Origin of the sequence: Planktothrix mougeotii LEGE 06226, from assembly GCF_015207485.1 — a bacterium.
Classification (GTDB): domain Bacteria; phylum Cyanobacteriota; class Cyanobacteriia; order Cyanobacteriales; family Microcoleaceae; genus Planktothrix.
Genome location: NZ_JADEWU010000038.1, coordinates 1 through 24,375 on the forward strand (window position 1 = coordinate 1; position 24,375 = coordinate 24,375).

Genomic DNA, 24,375 nt, shown 5'->3' on the forward strand with positions numbered 1-24,375 from the left:
ATCCGTTGAGCAGTTAGAAGAGTTATTACATAAATTATTAAATGAAGGAGAACTAATCATTAATTGGAATCGTAAAATTAAAAACAAAGGCAATGCCGTTTATTAAATCAAGCTGCGTAGCAGCTTAATTCGTAATTCGTAATTCCCTATTCCCTGTCCCATTATTTTTTCCGTCTTTTGAGTGCTTTTTTAACTAAAATAGGAATTTCTGAAGGACGTTCTGCAACGAGAACTTCTGCCGTTTTAAAAGCCGCAATTTTACTTTCAACCGTACCTGCATCTACCATATTACTAACAACTTTTGAAGTCATTAATAAACTAGCATGACCTAAAAGTTTAGTAGCTGGAGCGTGTAACCCAGCAATATAAGCAACAACGGGTTTATCAATCGCTTCAGCAATATAAGAAGCCGCTTCTTCTTCGCTCGTTCCCCCCATTTCTCCTACTAAGACAATCACCTCTGTATTTTCATCTTCATCTAAAATTTCTAACCATTGTAAAAAAGAAGAACCCACAATAAAATCACTCCCAATACTCACCGCCACCGATTGACCTAATCCTGCTTGGGTTAATTCTGCCGCCACTTCATAGGTTAAGGTACTACTTCGACTTAATAATCCTACATTTCCCGGTTTATAAAATTCACTGGGGTGAGTTCCTAATAACAATTGATCTGGAATAATAATCCCTGAACAATTAGGGCCAATGACTAAAGTTTCTGTAACTTCCGCTTTGCGAACTAAATGCACCATATCTAAAGGCGGCATTCCTTCAGTAACAATAATTAACTGACGAATTCCCGCCGCCATTGCTTCTAAAGCCGCATCTAAAACTTGATAAGGATGAACAAAAATCACACTAATATCAATTTCTCCGACACTGGCAATGGCTTGTTCAACTAAATCAAAAACTGGAATTTCACTTAACTCCTGCCCTCCCTGACCCGGACTAACACAGGCGACAATCTGAGTCCCGTAGGTTTTCATTTGTACAACCGCTTGGGTTAAGGAGGGCGAGATCGTTGTACCCTGTACGATCACTTTACTATCAGGAGTTAAATTCATATTTGATCATCCAAATTCGGGGGAAGTTTTACAACAGTGAATCACAAACTATTTCGCTAAATTAATCGCTGCAACCACAGCTAAATCTAACCGATCAAATAAATTTACAGGTAAATCCGCAAACTGTTCTCGACAGGATTCGGGTTCAATTCCAGCTAACCGAAACACAAATTGAGGTAAATTAGTTGTCCGAGCTTTGCGTTTTAAATACCCGGCAATTTCCACTAATATCGGGAAACGAATCGTAGGTTGAACCCAGAGATTTGCAATCACAACCTTAACCTGTTTGGATTGGGTTACTAAATCAATTCCCCGATATAATCGTTGGCGAAAATCTTCTGTAATTTCATAATGATCCGCCCCACCTAAATTGAGAAAATTTGCAGGTTTACCAGAAGATTGCATGACTAAATCTAAGGTTGCCATGGTTAAGCCAGCCCCATTACATAAAATCCCCATATTTCCTTCTAATTCCACTAAATTCAGTTGGGGATGAAACAATTCATCTGCAATTTTCGGTAGGGAAACCGCATGATAAGTTTGTTGGGCTTTCAAAAGCAAAATCAAGTCTTCATGTCGTCCCAAGGCGCCACTATTGGCGATGACTTTACCATCTAAGGCCATGACTTCACCCGTCGGACTAATCCCTAACGGATTAATTTCCACTAAATCTAAATCTTTCTCAACAAACAGACGATACATTTTTTCAACAATGGTACTCACCGAGAGAATTAAATCTCCCTCTAATCCCATTTTCAACATTAACCGTCGAGCATAAAACGGGGAAAAATCCTGATCGACAATCACTTGCTGAATTTTGGAGAGGGTGGCTTCTACATTCACCCCTCCCTGTTGTGAGCCCAATAACACCGGACGCCGTGATCCCGGATCTAAGGTAACGGCTAAATATAATTCCCGATCTGCATCATATTTGGCTTCGGCCAAGAGGACTTGGGGACATTCACCGCGAATGGGTAAATTAAAAATCATTTGAGCAGCGGCGACCGCATCAATGGTATTTTCCACAAACCGAATCCCTCCGGCTTTTCCCCGTCCCCCCGCCCGGACTTGGGATTTAAGCACCACCGGATAGGGAATGGTCAAACCCTTCAAATCCTGAGCTTGATCAATTCGTTGTGACGGTAAAACCGGAATCGCCATTTGACGAAATAACGTTTTAGCCTGATACTCTAGCAAATCCATGCAGTATTCCTCATTCAGAGACGTGCCATGGCGCGTCTGTACGGGTTCCTTGATGAACGGTCTTGACCCATTTCAGTTGTTTGGGACGAATCGAAATCCGAGCCGTTGTACTCCCCACCACTAATAACCAGTGAAGCATATAAACCGTACCCCGAACTGTATCAATCCAAAGGGTTAAGGGTTCGCGGAGGCGCAACCCTGGACGTTGAGTCAATGCAGGTTGAGGCGAGGTCGCGTTTGTTGACTCTGGGGAAGTCAATTCTGCGGTTCTCCTGAGTTGAGTATTGGGTTTGACCTTGATGGGTTGGGTTTGGCGAATTCGTCGTAAGCCCAGAAACATTCCCAATAAAGAAAGGGTGACGGTAAAACAAGTTAAGGGCGTTGTTAAGGGTAAACGGCGTTGAATTAAAGACAGTACCAAATCGGGAACCGCCGCCGTCGGTAAGATATATTGAGTGATCCAAAAACCGAGCAAATCGATGGTTTTTGAAGTTCCCATGCGATTACGGAGAATTAAACGCCAATAATCTAAATAGCGTTGATACCCGCCTTCTGCCCAACGATTGCGTTGATGCCATAAGGCTTTAAAATGGGTAACTCCTTCTTCATTTACCGGGGGAAAGGACAAACATTCAATGTCCCATTGATCCAAATGCAATCGGATTGTTAAATCTAAATCATCGGTAATGGTTTCTTCATTCCAACCCCCACAACTTAACAACGCCTGACGTCGGACAAACTGCCCATTTCCCCGCAGTTCTCCAATGCCACCAATGGTAATTCGTTGTTCTTGAAAATAAGCATCTAAAGCCATCTCTGCGGCTTGAGAACGAGTCCAAAAATTTTCTGAGGCATTGGCTATGGCTTTTCTCACTTGGACAGCCCCCACCTGTTCGGTATTGAAGAGGGGAACAACGTGGCGTAACATATCCGGTGCGATTTGAGCATCGGCATCAAAAACCCCTAAAATCTCCCCTTGAGTTAAGGGTAAGACTTGATTTAAAGCTCCTGATTTTCCACCCGTAGCATTTCCTGAACGCCGTAATACCTTAAGTTGTTGATAGTCTTGGGCGAGTTTTTCCAGAATAACAGAGGTTTGATCGCTGCTATTATCGTCAACAACCCAGAGTTCATAGCAATCACTGGGATAATCTAAGCTACAGAGGTTTTTAACCAGACGACCAATGACGGCTTCTTCATTTTTAGCCGCGACTAATAAGGAAACATAGGGCCAATGTTGTTGGGATTGTTCTGGTAAAATTTCCTCAAAAGATCGGGTTTTGGCTAAAAATATTCTTAAGGCATGAATGGATAATAAACCCGTTAAACCGAGGATAAATCCCATTCCCCAAGAAACAAAATGTAGAATAATGATTCCACCCCAAATTAAGCTAAGGGCAACGGCCGCTTTCTGTCTACGACCTTGATACCACTGGGAGCAAACTTTGAAGTCTGACTCTTTGGGGGAAAAACTCGTGCCAGCGTGTGGAGTAGCGACATTTACCGAGGGATAAACCATTGAGGCTCCATTCCCACTGACCCCACTATCCTGCTGATTCCGTTGAGATTTCCAAGCCGGAGATGAATCAGGATAGTCTTGATCACTGGTTAGCGCTTTTACATCACCGTTGCATAAGCTGTCAGCATCCTTTTCTGGCCAAGACTGTTTTGGCATAGATAATCTGATTTAACCCTCAATATTCGTCCAATCTGCTATCTAGTATCCAATATTGTGGCACTTCTTCGCGGTTTAAACCTAGTTATATACAGGCAGACCCGATGAAATAGCTCTGCTCTTCTTCAACAAATGGGCTGTTGACCGGGTTTAACGGCATGAATATTTTCACTTCCTGATTGAGGCCATCCTCTTCGATCTCCGGCTTCTGCGGGTTGTCCCCAACCTAATTGTAATAACATCTCTAAAAAACTGGATTTTTCCCATTTCCAAATACAAGCCCATTCGGTGCGTTGAACAATAGCATCTACTTCTTCAATACAAATTTGTCGATGATCTTTACCACTATTTAAACTTAAATATAAATCCATTCCAGCCGTTACCTCGTTCCAAAATTCTAAGACTCGAATTTTTGCCGTTTTTAACTGTTCAAAATCACAAGGTAAGGCGATTAATTGTTCATTAACAAAGGGAAACTGTAGGGTTTTTCCCTTGACGGTAATTTCTCGCTCCAGAATCCCAGAAACTTGATTCTCTTTTTGGTACTGGTGAATGGTGGCTTTAAAATTTTGATAGGCTGTAAACTTTTGAATTCCCTCCGGCTTCAAAAAACAATCAATCACTGGATTTCCGACAGCAGGAGTTGCCTTTAAATTCAAACGCTCCCCTTTCAGGCAAGCTTCGCGCTCCTGATTTAAGATGTGGATCAGTTCCTCTGTACTATAGATTTTTGACATCAGAAACGTCCTAACTTGCCAGTATTTATCAAATGGTTTGTGATTAGAGGACATGGTAGTGCATCAATCTCAGGGATGTCAAGGAACTGATCAGGGGTTGAATCAGATCTGGGTGCAGTTATTGATCCGAACTCAGTTTGGATTTTAACAGCTTCAGCCGATCTAAACTGAGATTGATTTTAACTTCTATTAACTGTTGATGATCTCGTAATAAAATCATACCATTTTTACCGACTGCTAAATCTGGATCGGTTAATTCTATCAGTTGATAAGGTGGTTTATAGCGTTCCACTCGAATCACAATTTGTTGTTGAGATTCAGGAAAAATATACAATCGTTTTTGGTGTAAATCCAGTTCTAATTTATGGGGGGTAATACTTCGTTCTTGAGGTTGTTCGGGTTTAAACCAATAAAGGGTAGCTCCCCGAACTTGGGGGGTCTTAAGGGTAAAGATTTCATCAAATCGTTGGGGTTCCCAGTCTAAATGGATGAGATCTCCATCGGTCGGGAGTAACCGTTGTTGCCAATGAATGTCCTGATCTTGTAAGGATGCCCACCACTGACGAATGGTATCGAGATGGGTTGCATTATCAGGGTTACTACTGCCATACTGCCAAAGGGTTGTCATTGTTTTTGACTCAATTCTATTTGATTTAACTCTAACGTTTTAACTACAATTAGCCAGTATGGATTTACCGATCGTTTTTCATCCTGATTATGTTGTTCCGTTACCCCCAGAACATCGGTTTCCGATGGCTAAGTTTCGCTTATTATATGAGTTATTATTGCGGGATGGAGTGACGGATATTTCTCAAGTTCATACCCCAGAATTACCGCCTCAAGCCTGGATTGAATGGGTGCATGATAAAGATTATGTAGAAGGGTATTGTCAGGGAACTCTTGAGCCTAAAGCACAACGTCGCATCGGTTTACCTTGGAGTCCGGCTTTAGCAAGGCGAACTTGTATTGCCGTGGGCGGGTCAATTTTAACTGCAAAATTAGCATTATCTCAAGGATTAGCGTGTAATACGGCTGGAGGAACTCATCATGCGTTTCCCAGTTTTGGATCGGGATTTTGTATTTTTAATGATATCGCGATCGCGACTCGTGTGGTACAACAGTTAGGACTGGCTAAAACAATATTAATTGTGGATTTGGATGTACATCAAGGAGATGCAACCGCCGTTATTTTTCAAAATGATCCGAATGTATTTACGTTTTCGATGCACTGTGAAGCAAATTTTCCCGCTAAAAAACAAATCAGTGATTTAGATGTTTCCTTACCGATAGGCATGGAAGATGAGGAATATTTACAAACTTTAGCTGATTATTTACCGGATATATTATCTCAAGTGAAACCGGATTTAGTCTTTTATGATGCAGGCGTTGACCCCCATTTGGAGGATCGATTAGGAAAATTAGCGTTAACGGATACCGGACTTTGGCGGCGAGAAATGCAAGTTTTAAGCACTTGTGTTAGTTTAGGTTATCCGGTTGCTGGAATCATTGGTGGAGGTTATTCCGATGATTTAGAAGCATTAGTTTATCGCCATTCTTTACTGCATCGCGCTGCTTCCCAAGTTTATCATCAATATCGTCTTTAATCGAATAAAAGCTTTAGTATTCAATCAAAAACCCACAAAAATTATTTAAAATTAAACAATGATTTTCGACGTTAAAACTCTAAATATATTCAAAAATTAGCTCAAATTGTTGTTTTCATTAAAATTCCTCATTCTGATTTAATCAATCTATTTAATTTAGCCTAAAATAACGCAATATCCCGGCTTGAAGATACTCTTGTTTCCATCGGCTGTCATTATTAACTTTAAAGATAGACTTACAACTTCCCCTGGGGTAGTTTAAACTAAAGAATATGTCCCCTAAATTCCCGTCCCAACGGTTCCGAAGTGATAATGATCACAACTCAATCTAATTCTATTGTTTCAAGTACGATTGTTATTCTATCGATTCCGATTCTGGTTGGCATCTTTAAACCAGAAGTCTTTCAAACCCTGTTTAATGGGTCTGGTTTTATTCCTCATGGTCATTGTTATTTATGGAAACCCGGCCTGGTCTGGATGCACGTCAGTTCTGATGTTCTGATTGCTTTAGCTTATTTTTCCATTTCTCTCACATTGGTTTATTTTGTTCATAAATCTCGTCGAGAAATTCCCTTTCATTGGATGTTCTTAGCGTTTGGAGCCTTTATTATTGCCTGTGGAATGACTCATCTCATGGAGGTTTGGACACTCTGGCATCCGATGTATTGGTTAGCGGGAGTCATCAAAGTCATTACAGCCTTTGTTTCAGTGGTAACGGCTTTAGCATTACCGCCTTTAGTTCCCGAAGCTTTAGCTTTAATTGAATCGGCTCATTTATCAGAACAACGCCATCAAAATTTACAATCTGCCAATCAAAAATTAGAAACACTTTATGAGCAACTCAAAGAATTAGATCACCTCAAAACACAATTTTTTGCTAATATAAGCCATGAACTTCGGACTCCTTTGGCATTAATTTTGGGGCCAGCAGAACAGTTATTAGCTTCACCTAAACTTTCTAAAGAACACCATAAAGATATCCAAATTATTGAACGTAATGCGCGTTTATTACTTAAACAAGTGAATGACCTGCTAGATGTTTCTAAATTAGCAGAAGGTCAAATGCAGCTTCACTATAGCTCGGTAGATATTGCTCATCTGGTAAGAGTTATGGCAGCAAATTTTGACGGATTTGCCCGGGAACAAAATATTGATTTCATTGTGGATACGCCAGGGGGTGTTCTAGCAGAAATCGATATTGAAAAAATGGAACGCATTTTATTAAATTTACTTTCAAATGCCTTTAAGTTTACGCCAAAGGGAGGTAAAATTTCCTGTCGTTTATCTGTGTCTGAAAAAATGGATGTCCCTTGGGCAATTATACAAGTTCAAGATAGTGGAATTGGGATTGCGCCAGAACTTCGGGAGGAAATTTTTGAACGGTTTCGTCAAGTAGATACGGGGTTAAGTCGGCAGTTTGGAGGGACGGGATTAGGATTAGCCATTGTTAAAGAATTTGTGGAACTGCAAGGGGGTTTTGTTACGGTTCAAGAAGCACCAGAGGGCGGTGCTTTATTTTCGGTAGAATTTCCGTTAAAAATTATTTCTGAGGTTGAAGTTGAGCCTTTCCCCTCTACTAATATCAACAATCATTCCCAAATTTGGAGTGAAAAGAAAATTCAACCTTGGTTAGATGAACTGCGAACTTTAATCTCTACGGAGTCCTTATCTCAACTTTCTCAACCGGAAAAACCATTAGTTTTGGTGGTAGAAGATAATCCCACAATGAGTCAGTTTGTCTGTACGACTTTAGCATCGGATTATAACACTGCGATTGCAACCAATGGAGAAACAGGTTTACAGCAAGCGCTCGCCCTACATCCTGATTTAATTATTAGTGATATTATGATGCCACGAATGACTGGGGATGAACTGGTACATCAAATCCGAACCTATCCTGAACTGAATGTGATTCCCATTGTGATGTTAACGGCTAAGGTGGATGATGGATTACGGGTACAATTGTTACGAGAAGGAGCCCAAGATTATTTAATGAAACCCTTTTCGGTAGAAGAATTAAGAGCCAGGATAAGTAATTGGATTATTATCAAGCGAACCAGAGAGTTATTACAGCAAGAATTAGCGACTCAAAGTGTAGATTTAGAAACCTTAGCTCAGGAATTAGCGTTAAGAAAACGAGAATTACAAATTGCTTTAAAAGGACTCCAACAACAAACGGAAGAATTGACACAGGCTAATCAATTAAAAAATGAATTTTTAGCGATAGTTTCCCATGAATTAAGAACTCCATTAAATGTGATTCTCGGTTGGTTATATCTTTTGCGTACCCGTTCTTTAACTCCTGAACGTTCCCAAGCTGCCTTAGAAACGATGGAACGTAACGCTAAGGCTTTGACGAAGTTAATTGAGAATTTATTAGATATTTCTAATTTGTTACAAGGCAAAACCAAAATTAATTTAATGTCTGTTAAGTTACAAGCGGTGATTGAATCTGTATTAAAAAACTTTGAATCTGTCGCAATTACCAAAGGAATTAATTTGCAAGTACAAGTGGATGAATCCGTTAGTAATGTCATTGGAGATCCAGAACGATTACAACAAATTGTAGAACATCTTTTAGATAATGCGATTAAGTTTACCCCTCAAGGGGGACAGGTTAAGATTAGTTTAACAACAAATTTAACTCAAGCTTTTATTCAAGTTCAGGATACGGGTCAAGGTATCCCAGAGGAATACTTACCCTCTATTTTTGAATCCTTTCGACAAGCTGATAGTTCAATTACTCGACAACATGGAGGATTAGGATTAGGATTAGCTATTGTTAAACAGTTAGTCAAATTGCAGCACGGAAGCGTTCAAGCTGAAAGTGCAGGCGAAGGAAAAGGAGCAACTTTTACAGTGACTTTACCCTTGAGAAAATCATCCTATTTCGCTGCTCTTAATTCCAACAATTAATTAAATGAATCAAAATCGAACTATTTTCTGAATACAGTTTTGACAAAAATACAGGTTTTAATTATGATATCACGTCGCTTAGAACAATATACTATTAAACGTCCGCAAGAAGTTTTAATTGTTAAAATTGAAATCGAGGGAGACACGGATGAAATTGCTATTTTTAAAGGATTTTCGAGTTCCTTAATGCGTCCGACTGCTTTTGACCCTGATGTTCCAGTTCTTCCTGATACCGCTAAAATCATTGAAATTGATCGCTTATTAAGTCCTTACAATCCCACCGAACCCCGTTATATTCAACAGGGATTAACTTGGGAAATGATGCAGGAATTATTAGCTGAAGTAGGGGTATAGAAGTTCAGAAACCGGGTTTCTCAATTCATCTTTCTGTTAGCTTAATAGTAGGGTGCGTAAGCTCCGCGCACGCACCGCTATTATTATCAATAACCAGACCAGAAGCCTTGAAATCAATTTCAGGCTAAAAGCTAAAACCCGTTGAAACGGGTTAATAAAATTAAGTCTTTAGTTATCTTTAGATAACGTAGAGACGTTGCATGCAACGTCTCTACAGCCCGAACTTTAGTTCAGGGCTCATAGAATTTCTGTCATGTCTCTGAAGAAAAAAAACATGACAAACCTCTACGACTTATTCGAAAAAATTAAACAAAAACCACCGAATGTATATTGGTGTGGGTGGGGGTCAGAAACCCGGTTTCTGAATTGAGCTTTTTGTTAGTAATAAAGGTTAGGGCAGAAACCCGGTTTCTTGGAGGTGCGGGGGGTTCAGAAACCGGGTTTCTCAATTTATCTTTACTCTTAGTAGTAAAAGTTAGTGCAGAAACCCGGTTTCATCGCTTATAATAAATCCATCCACTCACCTTTAAAATTCTTATGTGGACACCGGGCTATCAGTTGCGTCAACGTCCCTATGTTATTGAAACAATTCTGGGACAAGGGGGGTTTGGCATTACCTACAAAGCCAAACATTTAACATTAAATCATCAAGTTGTTTTGAAAACCCCGAATGCGGGTCTACAAAATGACCCGGAATATCCTAAATATGTTCAACGGTTTATTAAAGAAGGTCAAACCTTAGCCAACCTTTGTGAAAATTCCCATCCCCATATTGTCCGAGTTAGTGATTTATTTGAAGAAAATAAGCTTCACTGCTTAGTTATGGATTTAATTGTGGGGCAGAGTTTATGGGATGTTGTACAAAACAATGGCAGGTTATCGGAAGCGGAAGCCGTTAATATTATTCGTCAAATTGCTGATGCTTTGGTGATGATTCATAACGCTGGAATTGTTCATCGAGATGCTCATCCGGGGAATATTATGTTAAGGAATAATACCTCGGCGGTGTTAATTGATTTTGGACTGGCTGCGGAAATTATGCCCAGAGTGATGAGTTCTAAACATCCGGCTAATTTGAATTTTGCCCCTTATGAACAATTTTTAGAAGGCAGTGGGAAACCGACGGTTGATGTTTATTGTTTAGCGGCTTCTTTATATTATGCCATTACGGGACAATTACCAACCCAATCTTTAAATCGCAAGTTGAAAAATCAAGCCTTAATTCCCCCTAATAAACTTGTTAGAATTAGTGATAAAATTAATGATGCTATTTTGAAGGGCTTGGGGCTAGAACCGGAAAAACGTCCTCAAACAATGGCGGAGTTTTTGAGATTATTAGATATTCAACCCCAACCTGTTCAAATTCCCCAACCTCATATCGAATTAAAGTCAGCCAGAGGTGTTAATTATCGGCAATTAGAACAACTTTTACAAGCTGGAAGTTGGAAAGAAGCTGACCGAGAAACGTCTGATAAAATGTTAGAAGTCGCAGGGAGAACAAAGGAAAGATGGTTAAGGATTGAAGATATTGATAATTTTCCCTGTGAAGATTTATGCACGATTGACCAACTTTGGGTAAAATATAGCAATGGATGCTTCGGCTTTTCAGTACAGAAGCGCATCTATAAAAGTCTGGGAGGAACCCGGAGTTATGATCGTAAAATCTGGGAAGCGTTTGGTGATCAGGTGGGTTGGCGTGTAGGAGGTAGCTGGTTGAAATATAAAGATCTAAAATTCAATCAGAAGGTAATTGGCTACCTCCCATTCGTTTGGGTGGCTGGTCTTTGGTCTTATTCGTCGTTGTGGGGTTCGCGTGGTGTGTGGTGGTTTAGTCTCGACGCCCTCGCGTCGAGACTTGTAGACTGTAACATATAAGGCTTACAGATTTTCGTAAAGATTTATGATATCGACATTTTCCTCGAAGTCTTGCGAGTTGTGGGTTTCCGATAGTGTCAGAAACCGGGTTTCTTAATTGAGCTTTTTATTAGTAATAAAGGTTAACGCAGAAACCCGGTTTCTTGGCGGTGCTGGGGGTAAACATAATTTATTTGTAATTGTTTTTAATTTCCAATAATGTCTGATAATTTACAATTTACCGATGAACAAATCTACCAACAAATTGCTCAAATTATCTTAAAATACAAATTATTAGAATGTGCGGACTGTGCTGAGGCGATTAAAAACTGGTTAAAAGCAAATCAAATTAAGGGTATTCATCTGAAAATCAAACTTATAGGTCGGGGGTTATTTATTGTTAGTAAGCGTTGGGATAACGGTCAGACATCAATTACCCAAAACGGAACACACTATGGTATTGAAGTCAGAGGTAAAGTCTTCGATAACCTATCTACTTTCGGATTAACTAGAGAACAGTGGATTGCAGATTTTGACTGTCCAAGTGGAAAGTTTATAATAGAAGAAATTGAGAAGTTTTAACTATAATATTTCTGGAGAAAAAAAACATGACCAACCTCTACGACTTACTCGAAAAAATTAAACAAAAACCGGGAATGTATATTGGGAGTCCTAATATTAATAATTTATTGATGTTTTTGTGTGGTTATCAGTACGCCTGTGAAGCCATGCAATTTCCTGAAAGCCAACAAGAAATAGAATTTGCACAATTCCAGCCTTGGCTACAAGCTAAATTTGGGGTCAATACTTCGGCATCTTGGGCTAGAATTATTTTATTGTATTCTAGTGATGAAATCGACGCTTTTAAGAATTTCTTTGATTTATTATCAGAGTTTAGAAATCAGCAACATGATTCAGAAACAATTAAAAAAGAGTCGTTATCTTTAAAGGTTTAAATTACTGATGCGGGTCAGAAACCAGGTTTCCTGTTAGTAACTTATGTTAAGACAGAAACCCGGTTTCTTGGAGATGCTAGTGGGTTTACTCGACAGAACCACCCGCCGCTTGTAACCGTGCTCTGGCTCTTTTTACTCTTTTTTTGGCTTTAATTTTGGCTTCTTCAGAACCACTACTTTCAGCCGCTTCTAAATCAGCCTGAGCTTTGGTGTAAGCAGTACGAGCTTCCTCCAAATTAATGCTGTCACCCCGTTCGGCGCCGTTAACCAGAATGGTGACTTCATTGGCTTCAACTTCAGCAAACCCACCCATTAAAGCAATGGGAGTCCATTGGTTTTTTAACCGAACCCGCAGCACTCCGGTATCCAAGGCTGTTAATAGGGGGGCGTGATTCGTCAGAATACCTACTTGTCCTGTGGTACTCGGAAGAATCACCTCATCGGCAGTTTCATCCCAGACCGTCCGATCTGGAGCGATTACACGCACAGTTAATGTCATTTGTCAAGAGGTAAAAAAATATTGTGGAGATTAAAACAGAATCGTTGTTGGACTGGTGCCAAATCGCTAAAGCCCAACAACGCAGGTGAAAGTTAGCCTTTCAATTTTTCAGCTTTAGCAATCACTTGGTCGATATCGCCGACCATGTAAAAGGCTTGTTCTGGCAGGTCATCGAGTTCCCCAGACATAATCATATTGAACCCTTTAATGGTTTTTTCCAGGGTGACATATTGACCCGGAGAACCCGTGAACACTTCCGCCACGAAGAAAGGTTGAGACAGGAACTTCTCAATTTTCCGAGCGCGAGCCACCGTCATGCGGTCTTCTTCAGACAGTTCATCTAACCCTAAAATGGCGATGATGTCTTGCAGTTCTTTGTACCGTTGCAGGGTCGATTGGACAGCCCGGGCAGTGTTATAGTGTTCGCTACCGACAATAGACGGCTGTAACATCGTCGAAGTCGAATCCAGGGGATCAACCGCCGGATAGATTCCTTTAGACGCCAAACCCCGTGATAATACGGTGGTTGCGTCTAAGTGAGCAAAGGTTGTAGCCGGAGCGGGGTCGGTTAAGTCATCCGCAGGGACATAAACCGCTTGAATTGAGGTAATAGACCCTTCGGTGGTGGAGGTGATGCGTTCTTGCAGTTCACCCATTTCCGTCCCTAGAGTAGGCTGATATCCCACAGCAGAAGGCATCCGACCTAACAGAGCGGACACTTCAGAACCCGCTTGCACGAACCGGAAGATATTATCAATAAACAGCAGCACGTCTTGTTTGCTGACATCGCGGAAATATTCAGCCATCGTCAGAGCCGACAGTCCCACCCGCATTCTAGCTCCGGGGGGTTCGTTCATCTGGCCATAAACGAGAGCCACTTTAGATTGAGTCAGGTCGTTGGTGTTGATAACCCCAGACTCAATCATTTCATTGTAAAGGTCATTTCCTTCACGAGTCCGTTCACCCACACCGCCAAACACGGATACTCCACCGTGAGCTTTAGCGATGTTGTTAATCAGTTCCATAATAATAACGGTTTTGCCCACTCCGGCTCCACCGAACAAACCAATTTTACCCCCCCGACGATAGGGAGCTAACAGGTCTACCACTTTAATCCCCGTTTCAAATACGGCGGGTTTTGTTTCTAACTGAGTAAATGCAGGGGCGGGACGGTGAATAGACGAGGTTTCTTGGGTTTGAACCGGGCCAAAGCTATCAACGGGCTCGCCCACCACGTTGAAAATCCGTCCCAAGGTAGCAGGGCCAACGGGAACACTAATGGGGGCGCCCGTATCCACTACTTCCATCCCTCGGACTAAGCCATCGGTGGTACTCATGGAGACGGAACGGATTTGGCCGTCGCCGAGGAGTTGTTGGACTTCGCAAACAACGGAAACTTCCTGACCAACTTCGTTTTTGCCACTAATTTTTAATGCGTTGTAGATTTCCGGCAATTTACCGCTCGGAAACTTAACATCTACAACCGGGCCAATGATTTGAGTAATGTAGCCTACGTGTGTTTTTTCTGCGGTGGTGACCATGGGTTTGCCTATGGGTTAATACAAGCTGATTCCGAATTCATCTCGGAAAGCTTTAGAAGAATTTAATATTGCCATCTTTTAGGGTATCACGCTATCAGTCACCCGTTAACAAAGAGTTGGCTATTGGCTATAAGCAAGGTTAGACCTAATCCTACTCCTGTGTTCTTGTTTTCTTCTCTTCTTCTGCTTTCGGTTTCTTCCCCTGCTTCTCCTCTTCTGCTGCTCCTGCTTTCCCCAGAGGGGTTAGGGACGGTTCAGAACTCTCCGTTAGAGGTTCGGGGTTTTTTTCTATTTTGTCAGTTTTTTCCGCTTGAGACGGTTCAGGTTGAGGTTCTGGAGTAACTTCAGGCTCAACCGAATCAACTAATGCTTTTTGTTTAACCCGGCGAATCGGTAAATTAGCAACTAAGGCGGTGACTCGGTTATCGCTTTCTAAATTAAATTCAGAATCATGGGTGTCGATTTCTACATAGCGGGACACCACTTCCAGGATTTCTTTTCGCATGGCTTCCACCATTTCCGGTGGTAAATCAGCCCGGTCATGGGCTAAAACAAATTTCAGACGTCGTTTAGCTGCTTCTCGACTACTTTGATTATTTCGAGGAAAAAGTCGTTCTAGGATTTCATTAATTTTCATGGGGTGTTTGCAGGGTAAATACAGATGCAGAAAAATCAAAAAACTAAGAGAAAAACCTTTAACCCACTTTAGAGGTGAACAAACGACGTAGTTTTGCAAAAAACCCTTCTGGACGGGGATTGAGATCCAAGAATGCTACTTTTTCCCCTTCAATGCGACGCACAACATTATTAAACGCTTGGGCAGCTTGAGAGGCGTTTTCTGCTAATATTAATGGTTCTCCTTTATTAGTAGAAACAATTACGGTTTCATCATCGGGAACCACCCCAATTAAAGGAATCGCTAAAATTTCTTCCACATCCTGCACCGACATCATATCGTTAGCTTCCACCATTAAGGGTTTAATTCGATTAATTAATAACCGAATTTGTTTAACGGAATTGGCTTCTAATAACCCAATCACTCGATCCGCATCTCGAACGGCTGAAATCTCTGGAGTCGTGACAATAATGGCTTCTTTAGCGGGAGCGATCGCATTTTGAAATCCCTGTTCAATACCCGCCGGACAATCAATTAAAATATAATCATATTTCCCCTCTAACATTTCTACTAATTGTTTCATTTGATCCGGGGTCACGGCTTCTTTCATCCGGTTTTGAGCCGCAGGTAATAACACTAAACGGGCTTCTCGTTTATCTTTAACTAAAGCTTGTTCTAATCGACATTCCCCGGATAAAACTTCCATTGCGGTATAGACAATTCGATTTTCTAAACCCAGGAGTAAGTCTAAATTTCTTAATCCAAAATCGGCATCAATCAGGACAACTTTATGTCCTCGTTTTGCTAATGCCATCCCCACATTAGCGGTGCAGGTTGTTTTTCCGACTCCTCCTTTTCCAGAGGTAATTACAATAACACGACTCATATTTGTATTCAGCAATAATTGATCCGGTGATTAGGATAACGTATTTACGTGCTTAATCGGTTAAGGCTCAAGGGTCAATACTCTGGCTTTGGCAACTTCCCTGGCGTGACTGATGCGAATACCGTTAGCATTAATATAAGCCACTTCAGGATAAACTTGTTCGGGTGATGTTTCTGGCCCCCGTGCTACTTGATCCGCAATCCGAATTAACTTGGGTTCCATTTGCAGGGCCATAATTAAACTGTTACGGTTGCCTTTAGCTCCAGCGTGGACATTTCCCCCTAAACGTCCCCAAATAATAATATCGCCATCGGCAATAATCGAACTACCCGGATTAACATCCCCAAAAATCACAATGGTTCCCGGGTGACGAATATCCACCCCAGACCGCACCGTTTTTTTCAAATATAACGGTTCTGCTAAGGTGGATGGGGAAGGTTCCGAGACAGATTGAGTTAAGGTTTCCCGTTCTGCATCTTGATCAACACTATATCCTGCCATGACGGCGGCGACGGCGGTTTGACGGCGACTGGTTTTAACCCGTTTCAGTTGCAGTTGGACTTCGTTTAAGGCTTCGGCGATATCTTGCAGTTGACGGCCATCTAATAACCGATTTTCGGCGATCAGATGCACCTCGGTTTGGGGTTGTTCTGCGTGTTCACTGCCATTGAGACGATGTTTGAGTTGTTGCCAAAGTTCTGTCCAGGTATTATTGAGGTTAGTCTCACTGTCTTCACGATTATTTTCCGGCGGTAAAAATAAGAGTAATCGTCCGTCTTCGCGCTTAAACCGGACTTGTAAATTCGGATCAACCTCCAGTACACTCGCAGGAGATTCAGGTTCAGTGGTGATCAACTCGGAGGTCGGGGTATCCAAAGACATAGATAAAAATGTAATGGGCAATCGTTCAACTCAATTGGTTATTCTAAGGGATCAGGGACAGATCTAATCACTTTAGGAAATTAGCTGAGGGGGTAGAACTAGAATTACCAAAAATGGAGAATAGGGGATTCGAACCCCTGACCTCTGCGGTGCGATCGCAGCACTCTACCAACTGAGCTAATTCCCCGTGCGAGTCAAACAATCCAGTGTGAGGAATGATGTCTGACTCCGATTTATTATTCTAACACAACGGAACCCCAGATTGTAAAGATTCTTGTAAAAAATTTTTTTGAATTCTGTCTAATTCCAGATCACCGAATCGATCCACAGCCCAATTAGCCCAGCGTTGGAGAAGATGCAGGGGGTAGGTATGGGCGATCCCGACCACTTGAATATCAGCCCGTTGAGCCGCGATAATCCCAACAAAGGTATCCTCTAAGGCGAGACAGTCCGAGGGCTGTAAATTTAACTGGGGGTAGACTTGGTTTAAGGTTTGTACTGCTAATAAATAGCCTTCGGGTTCGGGTTTGCTGAGGATAATATCATCCCCCGTTACAATCACCGGAAAAACCTCCATCAGCCCGATTTTATTTAAAATCAGTTCCACTTCTGGCCGGATCGCCCCCGTCACCAAGGCTAATTTTAGATCAGATGCTTGCAAGTGTTGAATAAACTCCTCCAAACCCGGATAGATAGGAAGTTGTTCTAACTGTTCTAAACGCTGTTTATAGGCAAGGGATTTACGTTCAATTAACTGATCCAAATAGCTATTGGTAACAGTACGACCGCAATAAGTTAACAAATCTGTTAAACAAGCGCGATCACTTCTTCCCAAACAAAATTTGTGAATTTCCTCCCGTTTAGAACGCAGGTTTTCTGCCAACAACAATTCTTCTATTAGTTGTTCATGGATGGGTTCATCATTAATAATGACTCCATTAAAATCAAATAGAACCGCCTTTAAACTCATCGTCCAAACCTTAAATTTAAAAGAGGGAACAGGGAATTACGAATTACGAATTACGAATTACGAATTACGAATGGGCAATGGGCAAAATTAGATAATACTTTTGGCTGTTTTATTTCAGTTGTAAATGATTACAACTTCGGCGCGAATTGCTATAGGATTTGCCAATTATTAACTGATAACTGATAACTGATAACTGATAACTGATTATCTAAAACGTTCTATCGCTAACCAAGCCCGAAGAATTTCTCCCACTGACCAAGCTTGGGCAATACAGCCCTGGGGGTGCATGGGGGCATTACCATCAAAAATTTCGCTAATACTTCCGAGTCCGGCTGTGGAAAGATGGTTAATCATGGGGTCTAAAAAAGTACGGGCTAGATTAGGATTTTGGAATACCCGCAAATGGGCAATCACAAACGACCCTAACAGCCAAGCCCAAACTGTCCCTTGATGATAAGCACTATCTCGTTGAATCGGATTTCCCCCATAATACCCTCGATAGTGAAAATGATTAGGGGCGAGCGATCGCAACCCAAAGGACGTCAGCAAAAACTGTCCGCAGGTTTCAACAACGGCCCGTTGCTGTTCAGGGGGGAGGGCGCTGTTAGGCAGAGAAACAGCAAAAATTTGATTCGGACGCAAGGTGGCATCATCCCCATAAATCCCATCGATCACATCATAGCAATAGCCTAATTCAGGATGCCAGAACCGTTCAAACCGAGCTAAAGCCCGATCCGCGAGGGCATCATATTCTTGATAGGGTCTGCCAATTTGACGGGCAAATTTCCCCATAATTCGTAGGGCATTATACCAAAGGGCATTAATTTCAATGGGTTTACCGATGCGGGGCGTAACAACCCAATCTCCGATTTTGGCATCCATCCAGGTTAATTGAGTTCCCAGTTCTCCGGCATACAGTAAACCATCGGCTGGATCAAGGTGAATATTGTAGCGAGTTCCCCGACAGTGAGAGTGAATAATATCCGTGAGTACAGGAAATAAATTTTCGATCACATCAAGATCTTCGGTGATGTCATAATATTGACGAATGGCTTCAAAATACCAAAGGGTCGCATCAACGGTGTTATATTCTGGGATTTCTCCTTCGTCGGGGAAACGGTTGGGTAACATCCCTTGATCAACGTATTTGGCGTAGGTATAAAGAATCGCACGGGCAATTTGTAGCCGACCTGTGGTGATGGTCAGACCGGGTAAACTAATCATGGTATCCCGTCCCCAATCACCAAACCAAGGATAGCCAGCTAGAATGGTTTTACCGACTGGATTTTCGGGAATGGCACGATTGACAATAAATTGATCCGCCGCAAACACCAACTGTTGTATCCATGGAGGCGTTTCTCGGATGTTGGCCGGACAGCTATCTTGCCAAAATCCTAATAATTTGCGTTCGTAGGTGCGACGGACTTCTAAGGCGGCTTCTCCATTTAAACTAGGATTGGGTTCTGTACTCGCAACAAAACACAAAGATTCTCCGGGGTTTAAGGTGGCGGTAAAGGTGGCGGCTTGCAGATGATCTTCATAATCTTTTAAGCCCCGTTCCCGTTCCCGTACTAAATCAAAGTTATAGTGCCATTGGGGGGTGGAGGTAACACTAGCGCGATCGGTTAATAAATAAAAAGGTACTGCTTCTGCAAAGGCGGTCACACACAGGCCGTTTTCAACGGGTTCGATCTGCATTTGCCAATTCCCGGCCTGGGTATCCCTATGATAATCTCGATAATTAACAAAAACTTTTAAGGTCAGGGTAATAGGGCCAGAGGCACGAGTTAAACTATAACGAACGTAGGTAATATTCGCTTCGGGCTGCATCCAAATTCGTTTTTCCAGCAACGCATCGGCGCAGGCAAATTTCCAGGTGGGGATCGTTCGTTCTAACTGAAACCGTTCAATCTGGTGATGTCCATAACCGTCAATTGAGCCTCCAGCCCAACGGTTCGTATACAGGGGATAAACTTGTCCCTGATAGTCTACAAGGTCATCTATTTTCGCCACCAGTAAGGTACGACCCAAGGGAGGTTTTAAAGCCGCCACTAATAACCCTTGATAACGGCGTGTTAGTACACCTGCGATTGTTCCTGAAGCATAGCCACCGATCCCATTGGTGACTAACCATTCTCGTGCTTCAGCACTGGGCAAATTACAGCAAGTTTCTCGTCCAAAATTAATACTCATACTACCTTAAACACTCAAAATTTTGCATCAACAATAAAATTAAAGATTTAGAAGCCTTTCACCCTCTCAATTCACAACTTAAACCTCTACAACAGATGAAGGATCATTTGTCCAATTTCAGGATAGAATGTCAGTAATAACTGTTTACGACTCAAAAAGGTTGTCCTTGTTGACTCCACGTCAAGTACCAGCGTTATTTACTATAACGTTTTATCGTCTAAATCAAAACCCCCATTTGCTCAAATTGAACCTTGACTAAACCCCTTCCTCCCCTCTCTCAAAATATTGCGGTGTATTAACTGCCCTGTTTTGAGTTTTTGTATTCAAAAGTATGATGGGATTATTAAATTTTGTGTTCCAATTGCTGAAGATTTAGTTTTATGACCAAGCCCGAATTTTTAACTCCTTTTTCTATTTTAGAACACTTAGATTCTAGCCTCCCTAACATTTGTGGTTGGGAAGCCCAAATCCAGGATCTTGTTAATCATAATTATCCCATATTTTCTCCAAAAACAAATTTAAAGTTAGATCAAATCACGGCTGGCTTTGCTTGTGCCTTACATTTTCATCAACCGACGATTCCGGCGGGGGAAAATGGGGCATTAATCAGTAATCTTCAATATATGTATGAGCATCCCCAGGAAGGGGATAACCATAATGCGGAACCCTTTGCTTGGTGTTATCGGCGGATGGGAGAGTTTATTCCTCAATTAGTCGCTGAAGGATGTAACCCTCGAATTATGTTGGATTATTCCGGGAATTTATTATGGGCATTTGAGCAAATGGGGCGAGAGGATATTCTAAATTCTTTGAAAAAAATTACCTGCGATCCCGACTATCAACCTTATGTGGAATGGTTAGGAACTCTGTGGAGCCATGGGGTGGTTCCTTCAACTCCGATTCCTGATATTTTATTACAAATTCAAGCTTGGCAACATCATTTTGCCGCTATTTTTGGAGAAGAAGCTTTAAAGCGAGTTAAGGGGTTTTCACCTCCCGAAATGCACTTACCCAATCATCCTGATACCTTATATGAATATATAAAAGCCTTAAAAGATTGTGGTTATCGCTGGTTATTGGTTCAGGAACATTCGGTAGAAACTTTAGAAGGTGGCGGACTCCCTCAAGAGCAAAAATATAGTCCTAATCGGTTAATTGCCCGGAATTCTCAGGGGGAAACGGTAAGCATCATTGCTTTAATTAAAACTCAAGGATCGGATACCAAATTAGTCGCCCAGATGCAGCCTTATTTTGAAGCTAAAACTAAGCAAAAACAATCTATTTCTGGGGTTGAGGTTCCGGCTTTAGTAACACAAATTGCCGATGGAGAAAATGGTGGGGTGATGATGAATGAATATCCCCGTGATTTCTTTAGAATTTACTTTGAAATGCGGGATCAAAATCCAGAAAATTCTGGGGTTGTAGCGTTGAATGGAACGGAATATTTAGAATTATTAGAAGCATCAGGAGTGAACCCAGAAGATTATCCCCTTTGTCAAGCGGTTCATCAGCATAAAATTTGGCAAAAAATTGATCCTAATCAAGCGACACCAGAAGCTGTTGAAGTTGCGATCGCTCATTTAAAACAAACCGATCATTCATTTCAAATGGAGGGTGCATCCTGGACAAATAATTTAAGTTGGGTGCAAGGCTATGAAAATGTTTTAGAACCGATGAAACAATTGAGTATTGCTTTTCATCAAAAGTATGATTCCTTAGTGCAGCAAAACCCAAATATAACAAAAGATATTCATTATCAACAAGCATTATTGTACAACTTGTTATTACAAACCAGTTGTTTTCGCTATTGGGGACAGGGAACCTGGACAGATTATGCTCAAGAACTTTATCGTCGAGGAATGGAATTGTTAAATTAATTCATTTTGGGATAAAAGTCGCTGAAATTATCTTATTGACCGTGTTATAGGAAGTTAGTCATCTCTAACTTCCTCGGAAACTGAACAAAACAATGCCATACTCTACTTAACCCCAGATAGAGGAAATCTCTACTGGACGTGAGTTACATTAATTAGTTACTGAGATTTCAGTATCAGAGATAACAATTAATTTAAAAAAAGAATGATTAACTGTCTAGCCAGCCCTCACAGCCGAGAATTTCGACGATAAATCGAGGGTACTTATAGACAACAGGGTGTAATTAATCATACAATGGAGGGTAATACCCCTCATTCGGGTAAACTTCCATTTAAAAGTCTATTTCAGAAATCAATTTCTTCCATCTTGTATTCAGAAATGGATCAACTTATTTGACCCAACCTTGACTGAGGGAGTGCCAAACCGTGAACAAAAGGCGAGTTCTACCCATTATCATTTCTAACCCTCCTGATCCCCCAGGGAAGTTGATTCTTTCCCCGACTTCTGCCAATGCCGAGGAAGATTATTTCCGTCGTTTTGTGGAATATTTACCAACGGCAGTGGCAATGGTTGACTCGCAACTGCGGTATTTAGCCGTGTCCCGTCAATGGCAACAAAACTATGCAGGGGGACATCCTGATTTAATCGGTTGTTCTCATCAAGACGGGTTTCCCCATTTACCGGAAATTTGGTATCAAAATGCTGAACAGTCTTTAGCAGGAAAATTACCGTATTGGGAACTGGAAATTTGTCAACCTTTGGTCAATGGTGCCCTAGAGTGGAAAAAATGGGTTGTTCAACCTTGGAAAACCGCATCAGGAACCATTGGGGGGTTAATGTTATCCCTGGAAGTGATTACCCCTCAAAAACAATTACAAGAAAAATTACAACTGACTCAACAAGCCTTTGAACAAGCAGCAACGGCGATTTTTTGGATGACGTTAGAAGGTCGTTTTTGTTATGTGAATCAAGCCGCCTGTCGGATGTTGGGTTATACTCAAAGTGAATTACTACAACTGAATATTCATGATATTGATCGAGATTTAACCCCTTTAGTTTGGGGAGAATATTGCCAAGAATTACAGCAAAAAGGATCATTAACTTTTGAGTCCCGTCATCAAAAAAAATCTGGTTTTATTTTTCCCGTTGACTTTACGATTAATTATTTAGAATTACAGTCTACTAAACCCGACTTAACCGTTCAAACGGAATTTGGTTCAGCCTGTGTTCTCTGTTCCCCATTAATTTGTGGTTTTGCGACGGATATTTCTGACCGAAAAGCCACATCCTCTGCGGTGGTCGCATCCAAAGATCAATTAGAAGCCGTATTAAATGCAGTACCGGGGTTAGTTTCTTGGATTAGTTCTGATTTAAAATATTTAGGGGTCAATCGCCATTTAGCCAATTCTTACAATGTTCCGGCGGAAGAATTTGTTGGGAAAGAAGTCGGATTTCTGCAAAATAGCCCCAAATTTAATGAATTTGTCTATGAATTTTTTGCCCAAGATGCTTGGAAAAGCTCCAGGGAAATTACGGCTAATGTTCGGGGTGTTCCTTACACTTATTTAATCGTGGCTCAAAAATATCATCGCGGATCGGCGGCGGTTTTCGTCGGATTAGATATTACAGAACGGCAAAAAATGGAAGAGGCTTTACGCCAAAGTGAAGGACAAGAAGCTAAACGACGAGCGGAATTAGAAGAGATTTTAAATCAGCTTCAACGCACTCAAACTCAATTGATTCAAACCGAAAAAATGTCAAGTTTGGGTCAGTTAGTGGCGGGAATTGCCCATGAAATTAATAATCCGGTTAATTTTATTTCAGGAAATATTGCCCATGCCAAAAATTATATTGAGGATTTAATGAAGTTATTGGCTTTATATCAACAGCATTATCCTCAGATTATTCCTGAAATTGCTGATGAAATAGAAGAGATGAATTTGAGCTTTTTAAAACAAGATTTACCGAGAATTTTAGAATCGATGAAAGTCGGGTCAGAACGAATTCGGGATGTCGTGCGATCGCTGCGCCATTTCACTCGTTTAGATGAAGCTCAAATGAAATTGGTGGATATTCATGAAGGCTTAGATAGTACAATTTTAATCTTACAAAATCGTCTGCAAGCTAAAGCGGGACGACCGAGTATTAACTTAATTAAAGAATATAGTGCTTTACCGAAAGTGGAGTGCTACGCCGGACAATTGAATCAGGTGTTTATGAATTTACTCACCTATACCATTGATCAGTTAGAAGCAACCAGTTCTAAAGGAGATTTAACCACTCAACCTCAGATTATCATTCGTACCTATTTACAAGATAAAAATACCGTTGCTATCTCGATTTCTGATAATGGAATTGGAATGTCAGAAGTTGAATGTAAAAGTATTTTTGACCCGTTGATGACCTCACACATACAGGGAAAAGGAACAGGTTTAGGATTATCTTTGGCTTATCATTTAGTCACGGATAAACATCAAGGACAACTCAATTGTTTTTCTAGCTTAGGAGTAGGAACTGAGTTTTTAATTACAATTCCGTTAAAAAGTTAGA

The 24,375-nt window shown here is 41.1% G+C and carries 20 protein-coding genes and 1 tRNA gene; 8 read left to right on the top strand and 13 right to left on the bottom strand.

What is annotated here, in order from left to right; all coding sequences use genetic code 11:
• Positions 1-161 precede the first annotated feature (161 nt).
• The 5 genes from IQ236_RS15935 to IQ236_RS15955 form a co-directional block, all read right to left on the bottom strand.
• Complete coding sequence (locus tag IQ236_RS15935) at positions 162-1,064, bottom strand: succinate--CoA ligase subunit alpha (RefSeq protein WP_190516755.1); 903 nt, start codon at positions 1,062-1,064, stop codon at positions 162-164.
• 48 nt (positions 1,065-1,112) lie between these two features.
• On the bottom strand, positions 1,113-2,267 hold the full coding sequence (locus IQ236_RS15940; protein ID WP_193870213.1) for an ATP-grasp domain-containing protein: 1,155 nt from the start codon (positions 2,265-2,267) through the stop codon (positions 1,113-1,115).
• A gap of 10 nt (positions 2,268-2,277) precedes the next feature.
• A complete protein-coding gene (locus IQ236_RS15945) occupies positions 2,278-3,942 on the bottom strand; it encodes a glycosyltransferase (RefSeq protein ID WP_193870214.1) in 1,665 nt (554 codons plus the stop codon).
• A 125-nt stretch (positions 3,943-4,067) separates the two neighbouring features.
• Complete coding sequence (locus IQ236_RS15950; protein WP_193870215.1) at positions 4,068-4,679, bottom strand: hypothetical protein; 612 nt, start codon at positions 4,677-4,679, stop codon at positions 4,068-4,070.
• A 118-nt stretch (positions 4,680-4,797) separates the two neighbouring features.
• The gene (locus tag IQ236_RS15955; RefSeq protein ID WP_193870216.1) at positions 4,798-5,307 is read right to left on the bottom strand and encodes a hypothetical protein; all 510 of its coding nucleotides are present in this window, start codon (positions 5,305-5,307) and stop codon (positions 4,798-4,800) included.
• A 58-nt stretch (positions 5,308-5,365) separates the two neighbouring features.
• Between IQ236_RS15955 and IQ236_RS15960 the strand changes: the two genes are divergently transcribed.
• The 6 genes from IQ236_RS15960 to IQ236_RS15985 all read left to right on the top strand — a co-directional run bounded on the left by IQ236_RS15960 (position 5,366) and on the right by IQ236_RS15985 (position 12,363).
• On the top strand, positions 5,366-6,283 hold the full coding sequence (locus tag IQ236_RS15960; protein WP_193870217.1) for a histone deacetylase family protein: 918 nt from the start codon (positions 5,366-5,368) through the stop codon (positions 6,281-6,283).
• Positions 6,284-6,595: 312 nt separating this feature from the next.
• On the top strand, positions 6,596-9,199 hold the full coding sequence (locus IQ236_RS15965; RefSeq protein WP_193870218.1) for an ATP-binding response regulator: 2,604 nt from the start codon (positions 6,596-6,598) through the stop codon (positions 9,197-9,199).
• A gap of 63 nt (positions 9,200-9,262) precedes the next feature.
• On the top strand, positions 9,263-9,553 hold the full coding sequence (locus IQ236_RS15970) for a DUF7734 family protein (protein WP_193870219.1): 291 nt from the start codon (positions 9,263-9,265) through the stop codon (positions 9,551-9,553).
• Between the two features lie 537 nt (positions 9,554-10,090).
• A complete protein-coding gene (locus IQ236_RS15975; RefSeq protein ID WP_193870220.1) occupies positions 10,091-11,428 on the top strand; it encodes a serine/threonine-protein kinase in 1,338 nt (445 codons plus the stop codon).
• 198 nt (positions 11,429-11,626) lie between these two features.
• Positions 11,627-11,989 carry a papain fold toxin domain-containing protein gene (locus IQ236_RS15980; protein WP_193870221.1) on the top strand — a complete coding sequence of 121 codons (363 nt, stop codon included), beginning with the start codon at positions 11,627-11,629 and terminating at the stop codon, positions 11,987-11,989.
• 26 nt (positions 11,990-12,015) lie between these two features.
• Positions 12,016-12,363 (top strand): hypothetical protein, encoded by a 348-nt coding sequence (locus tag IQ236_RS15985; protein ID WP_193870222.1) that lies wholly within the window; start codon positions 12,016-12,018, stop codon positions 12,361-12,363.
• An 85-nt stretch (positions 12,364-12,448) separates the two neighbouring features.
• Here IQ236_RS15985 and atpC read toward each other — a convergent pair whose 3' ends face one another.
• The 8 genes from atpC to IQ236_RS16025 all read right to left on the bottom strand — a co-directional run bounded on the left by atpC (position 12,449) and on the right by IQ236_RS16025 (position 19,950).
• On the bottom strand, positions 12,449-12,862 hold the full coding sequence (gene atpC / locus IQ236_RS15990; RefSeq protein WP_193870223.1) for an ATP synthase F1 subunit epsilon: 414 nt from the start codon (positions 12,860-12,862) through the stop codon (positions 12,449-12,451).
• A 92-nt stretch (positions 12,863-12,954) separates the two neighbouring features.
• The gene (gene atpD, locus IQ236_RS15995) at positions 12,955-14,403 is read right to left on the bottom strand and encodes a F0F1 ATP synthase subunit beta (RefSeq protein ID WP_193870224.1); all 1,449 of its coding nucleotides are present in this window, start codon (positions 14,401-14,403) and stop codon (positions 12,955-12,957) included.
• Between the two features lie 151 nt (positions 14,404-14,554).
• On the bottom strand, positions 14,555-15,040 hold the full coding sequence (gene minE, locus IQ236_RS16000) for a cell division topological specificity factor MinE (RefSeq protein ID WP_193870225.1): 486 nt from the start codon (positions 15,038-15,040) through the stop codon (positions 14,555-14,557).
• A gap of 58 nt (positions 15,041-15,098) precedes the next feature.
• On the bottom strand, positions 15,099-15,905 hold the full coding sequence (minD, locus tag IQ236_RS16005; RefSeq protein WP_072719542.1) for a septum site-determining protein MinD: 807 nt from the start codon (positions 15,903-15,905) through the stop codon (positions 15,099-15,101).
• Between the two features lie 60 nt (positions 15,906-15,965).
• Complete coding sequence (minC, locus tag IQ236_RS16010) at positions 15,966-16,787, bottom strand: septum site-determining protein MinC (RefSeq protein WP_193870226.1); 822 nt, start codon at positions 16,785-16,787, stop codon at positions 15,966-15,968.
• Between the two features lie 114 nt (positions 16,788-16,901).
• A tRNA-Ala gene (locus IQ236_RS16015) sits at positions 16,902-16,974 on the bottom strand.
• Positions 16,975-17,028: 54 nt separating this feature from the next.
• The gene (locus IQ236_RS16020) at positions 17,029-17,757 is read right to left on the bottom strand and encodes an HAD family hydrolase (protein WP_193870227.1); all 729 of its coding nucleotides are present in this window, start codon (positions 17,755-17,757) and stop codon (positions 17,029-17,031) included.
• A gap of 204 nt (positions 17,758-17,961) precedes the next feature.
• On the bottom strand, positions 17,962-19,950 hold the full coding sequence (locus IQ236_RS16025; protein WP_193870228.1) for an amylo-alpha-1,6-glucosidase: 1,989 nt from the start codon (positions 19,948-19,950) through the stop codon (positions 17,962-17,964).
• 380 nt (positions 19,951-20,330) lie between these two features.
• On the opposite strand from IQ236_RS16025, the gene IQ236_RS16030 reads away from it, so the two are divergent.
• Both IQ236_RS16030 and IQ236_RS16035 read left to right on the top strand, forming a co-directional pair.
• Complete coding sequence (locus IQ236_RS16030; RefSeq protein WP_193870229.1) at positions 20,331-21,827, top strand: glycosyl hydrolase family 57; 1,497 nt, start codon at positions 20,331-20,333, stop codon at positions 21,825-21,827.
• A 423-nt stretch (positions 21,828-22,250) separates the two neighbouring features.
• Positions 22,251-24,374 (top strand): PAS domain S-box protein, encoded by a 2,124-nt coding sequence (locus IQ236_RS16035; protein WP_322744205.1) that lies wholly within the window; start codon positions 22,251-22,253, stop codon positions 24,372-24,374.
• Position 24,375 lies beyond the last annotated feature (1 nt).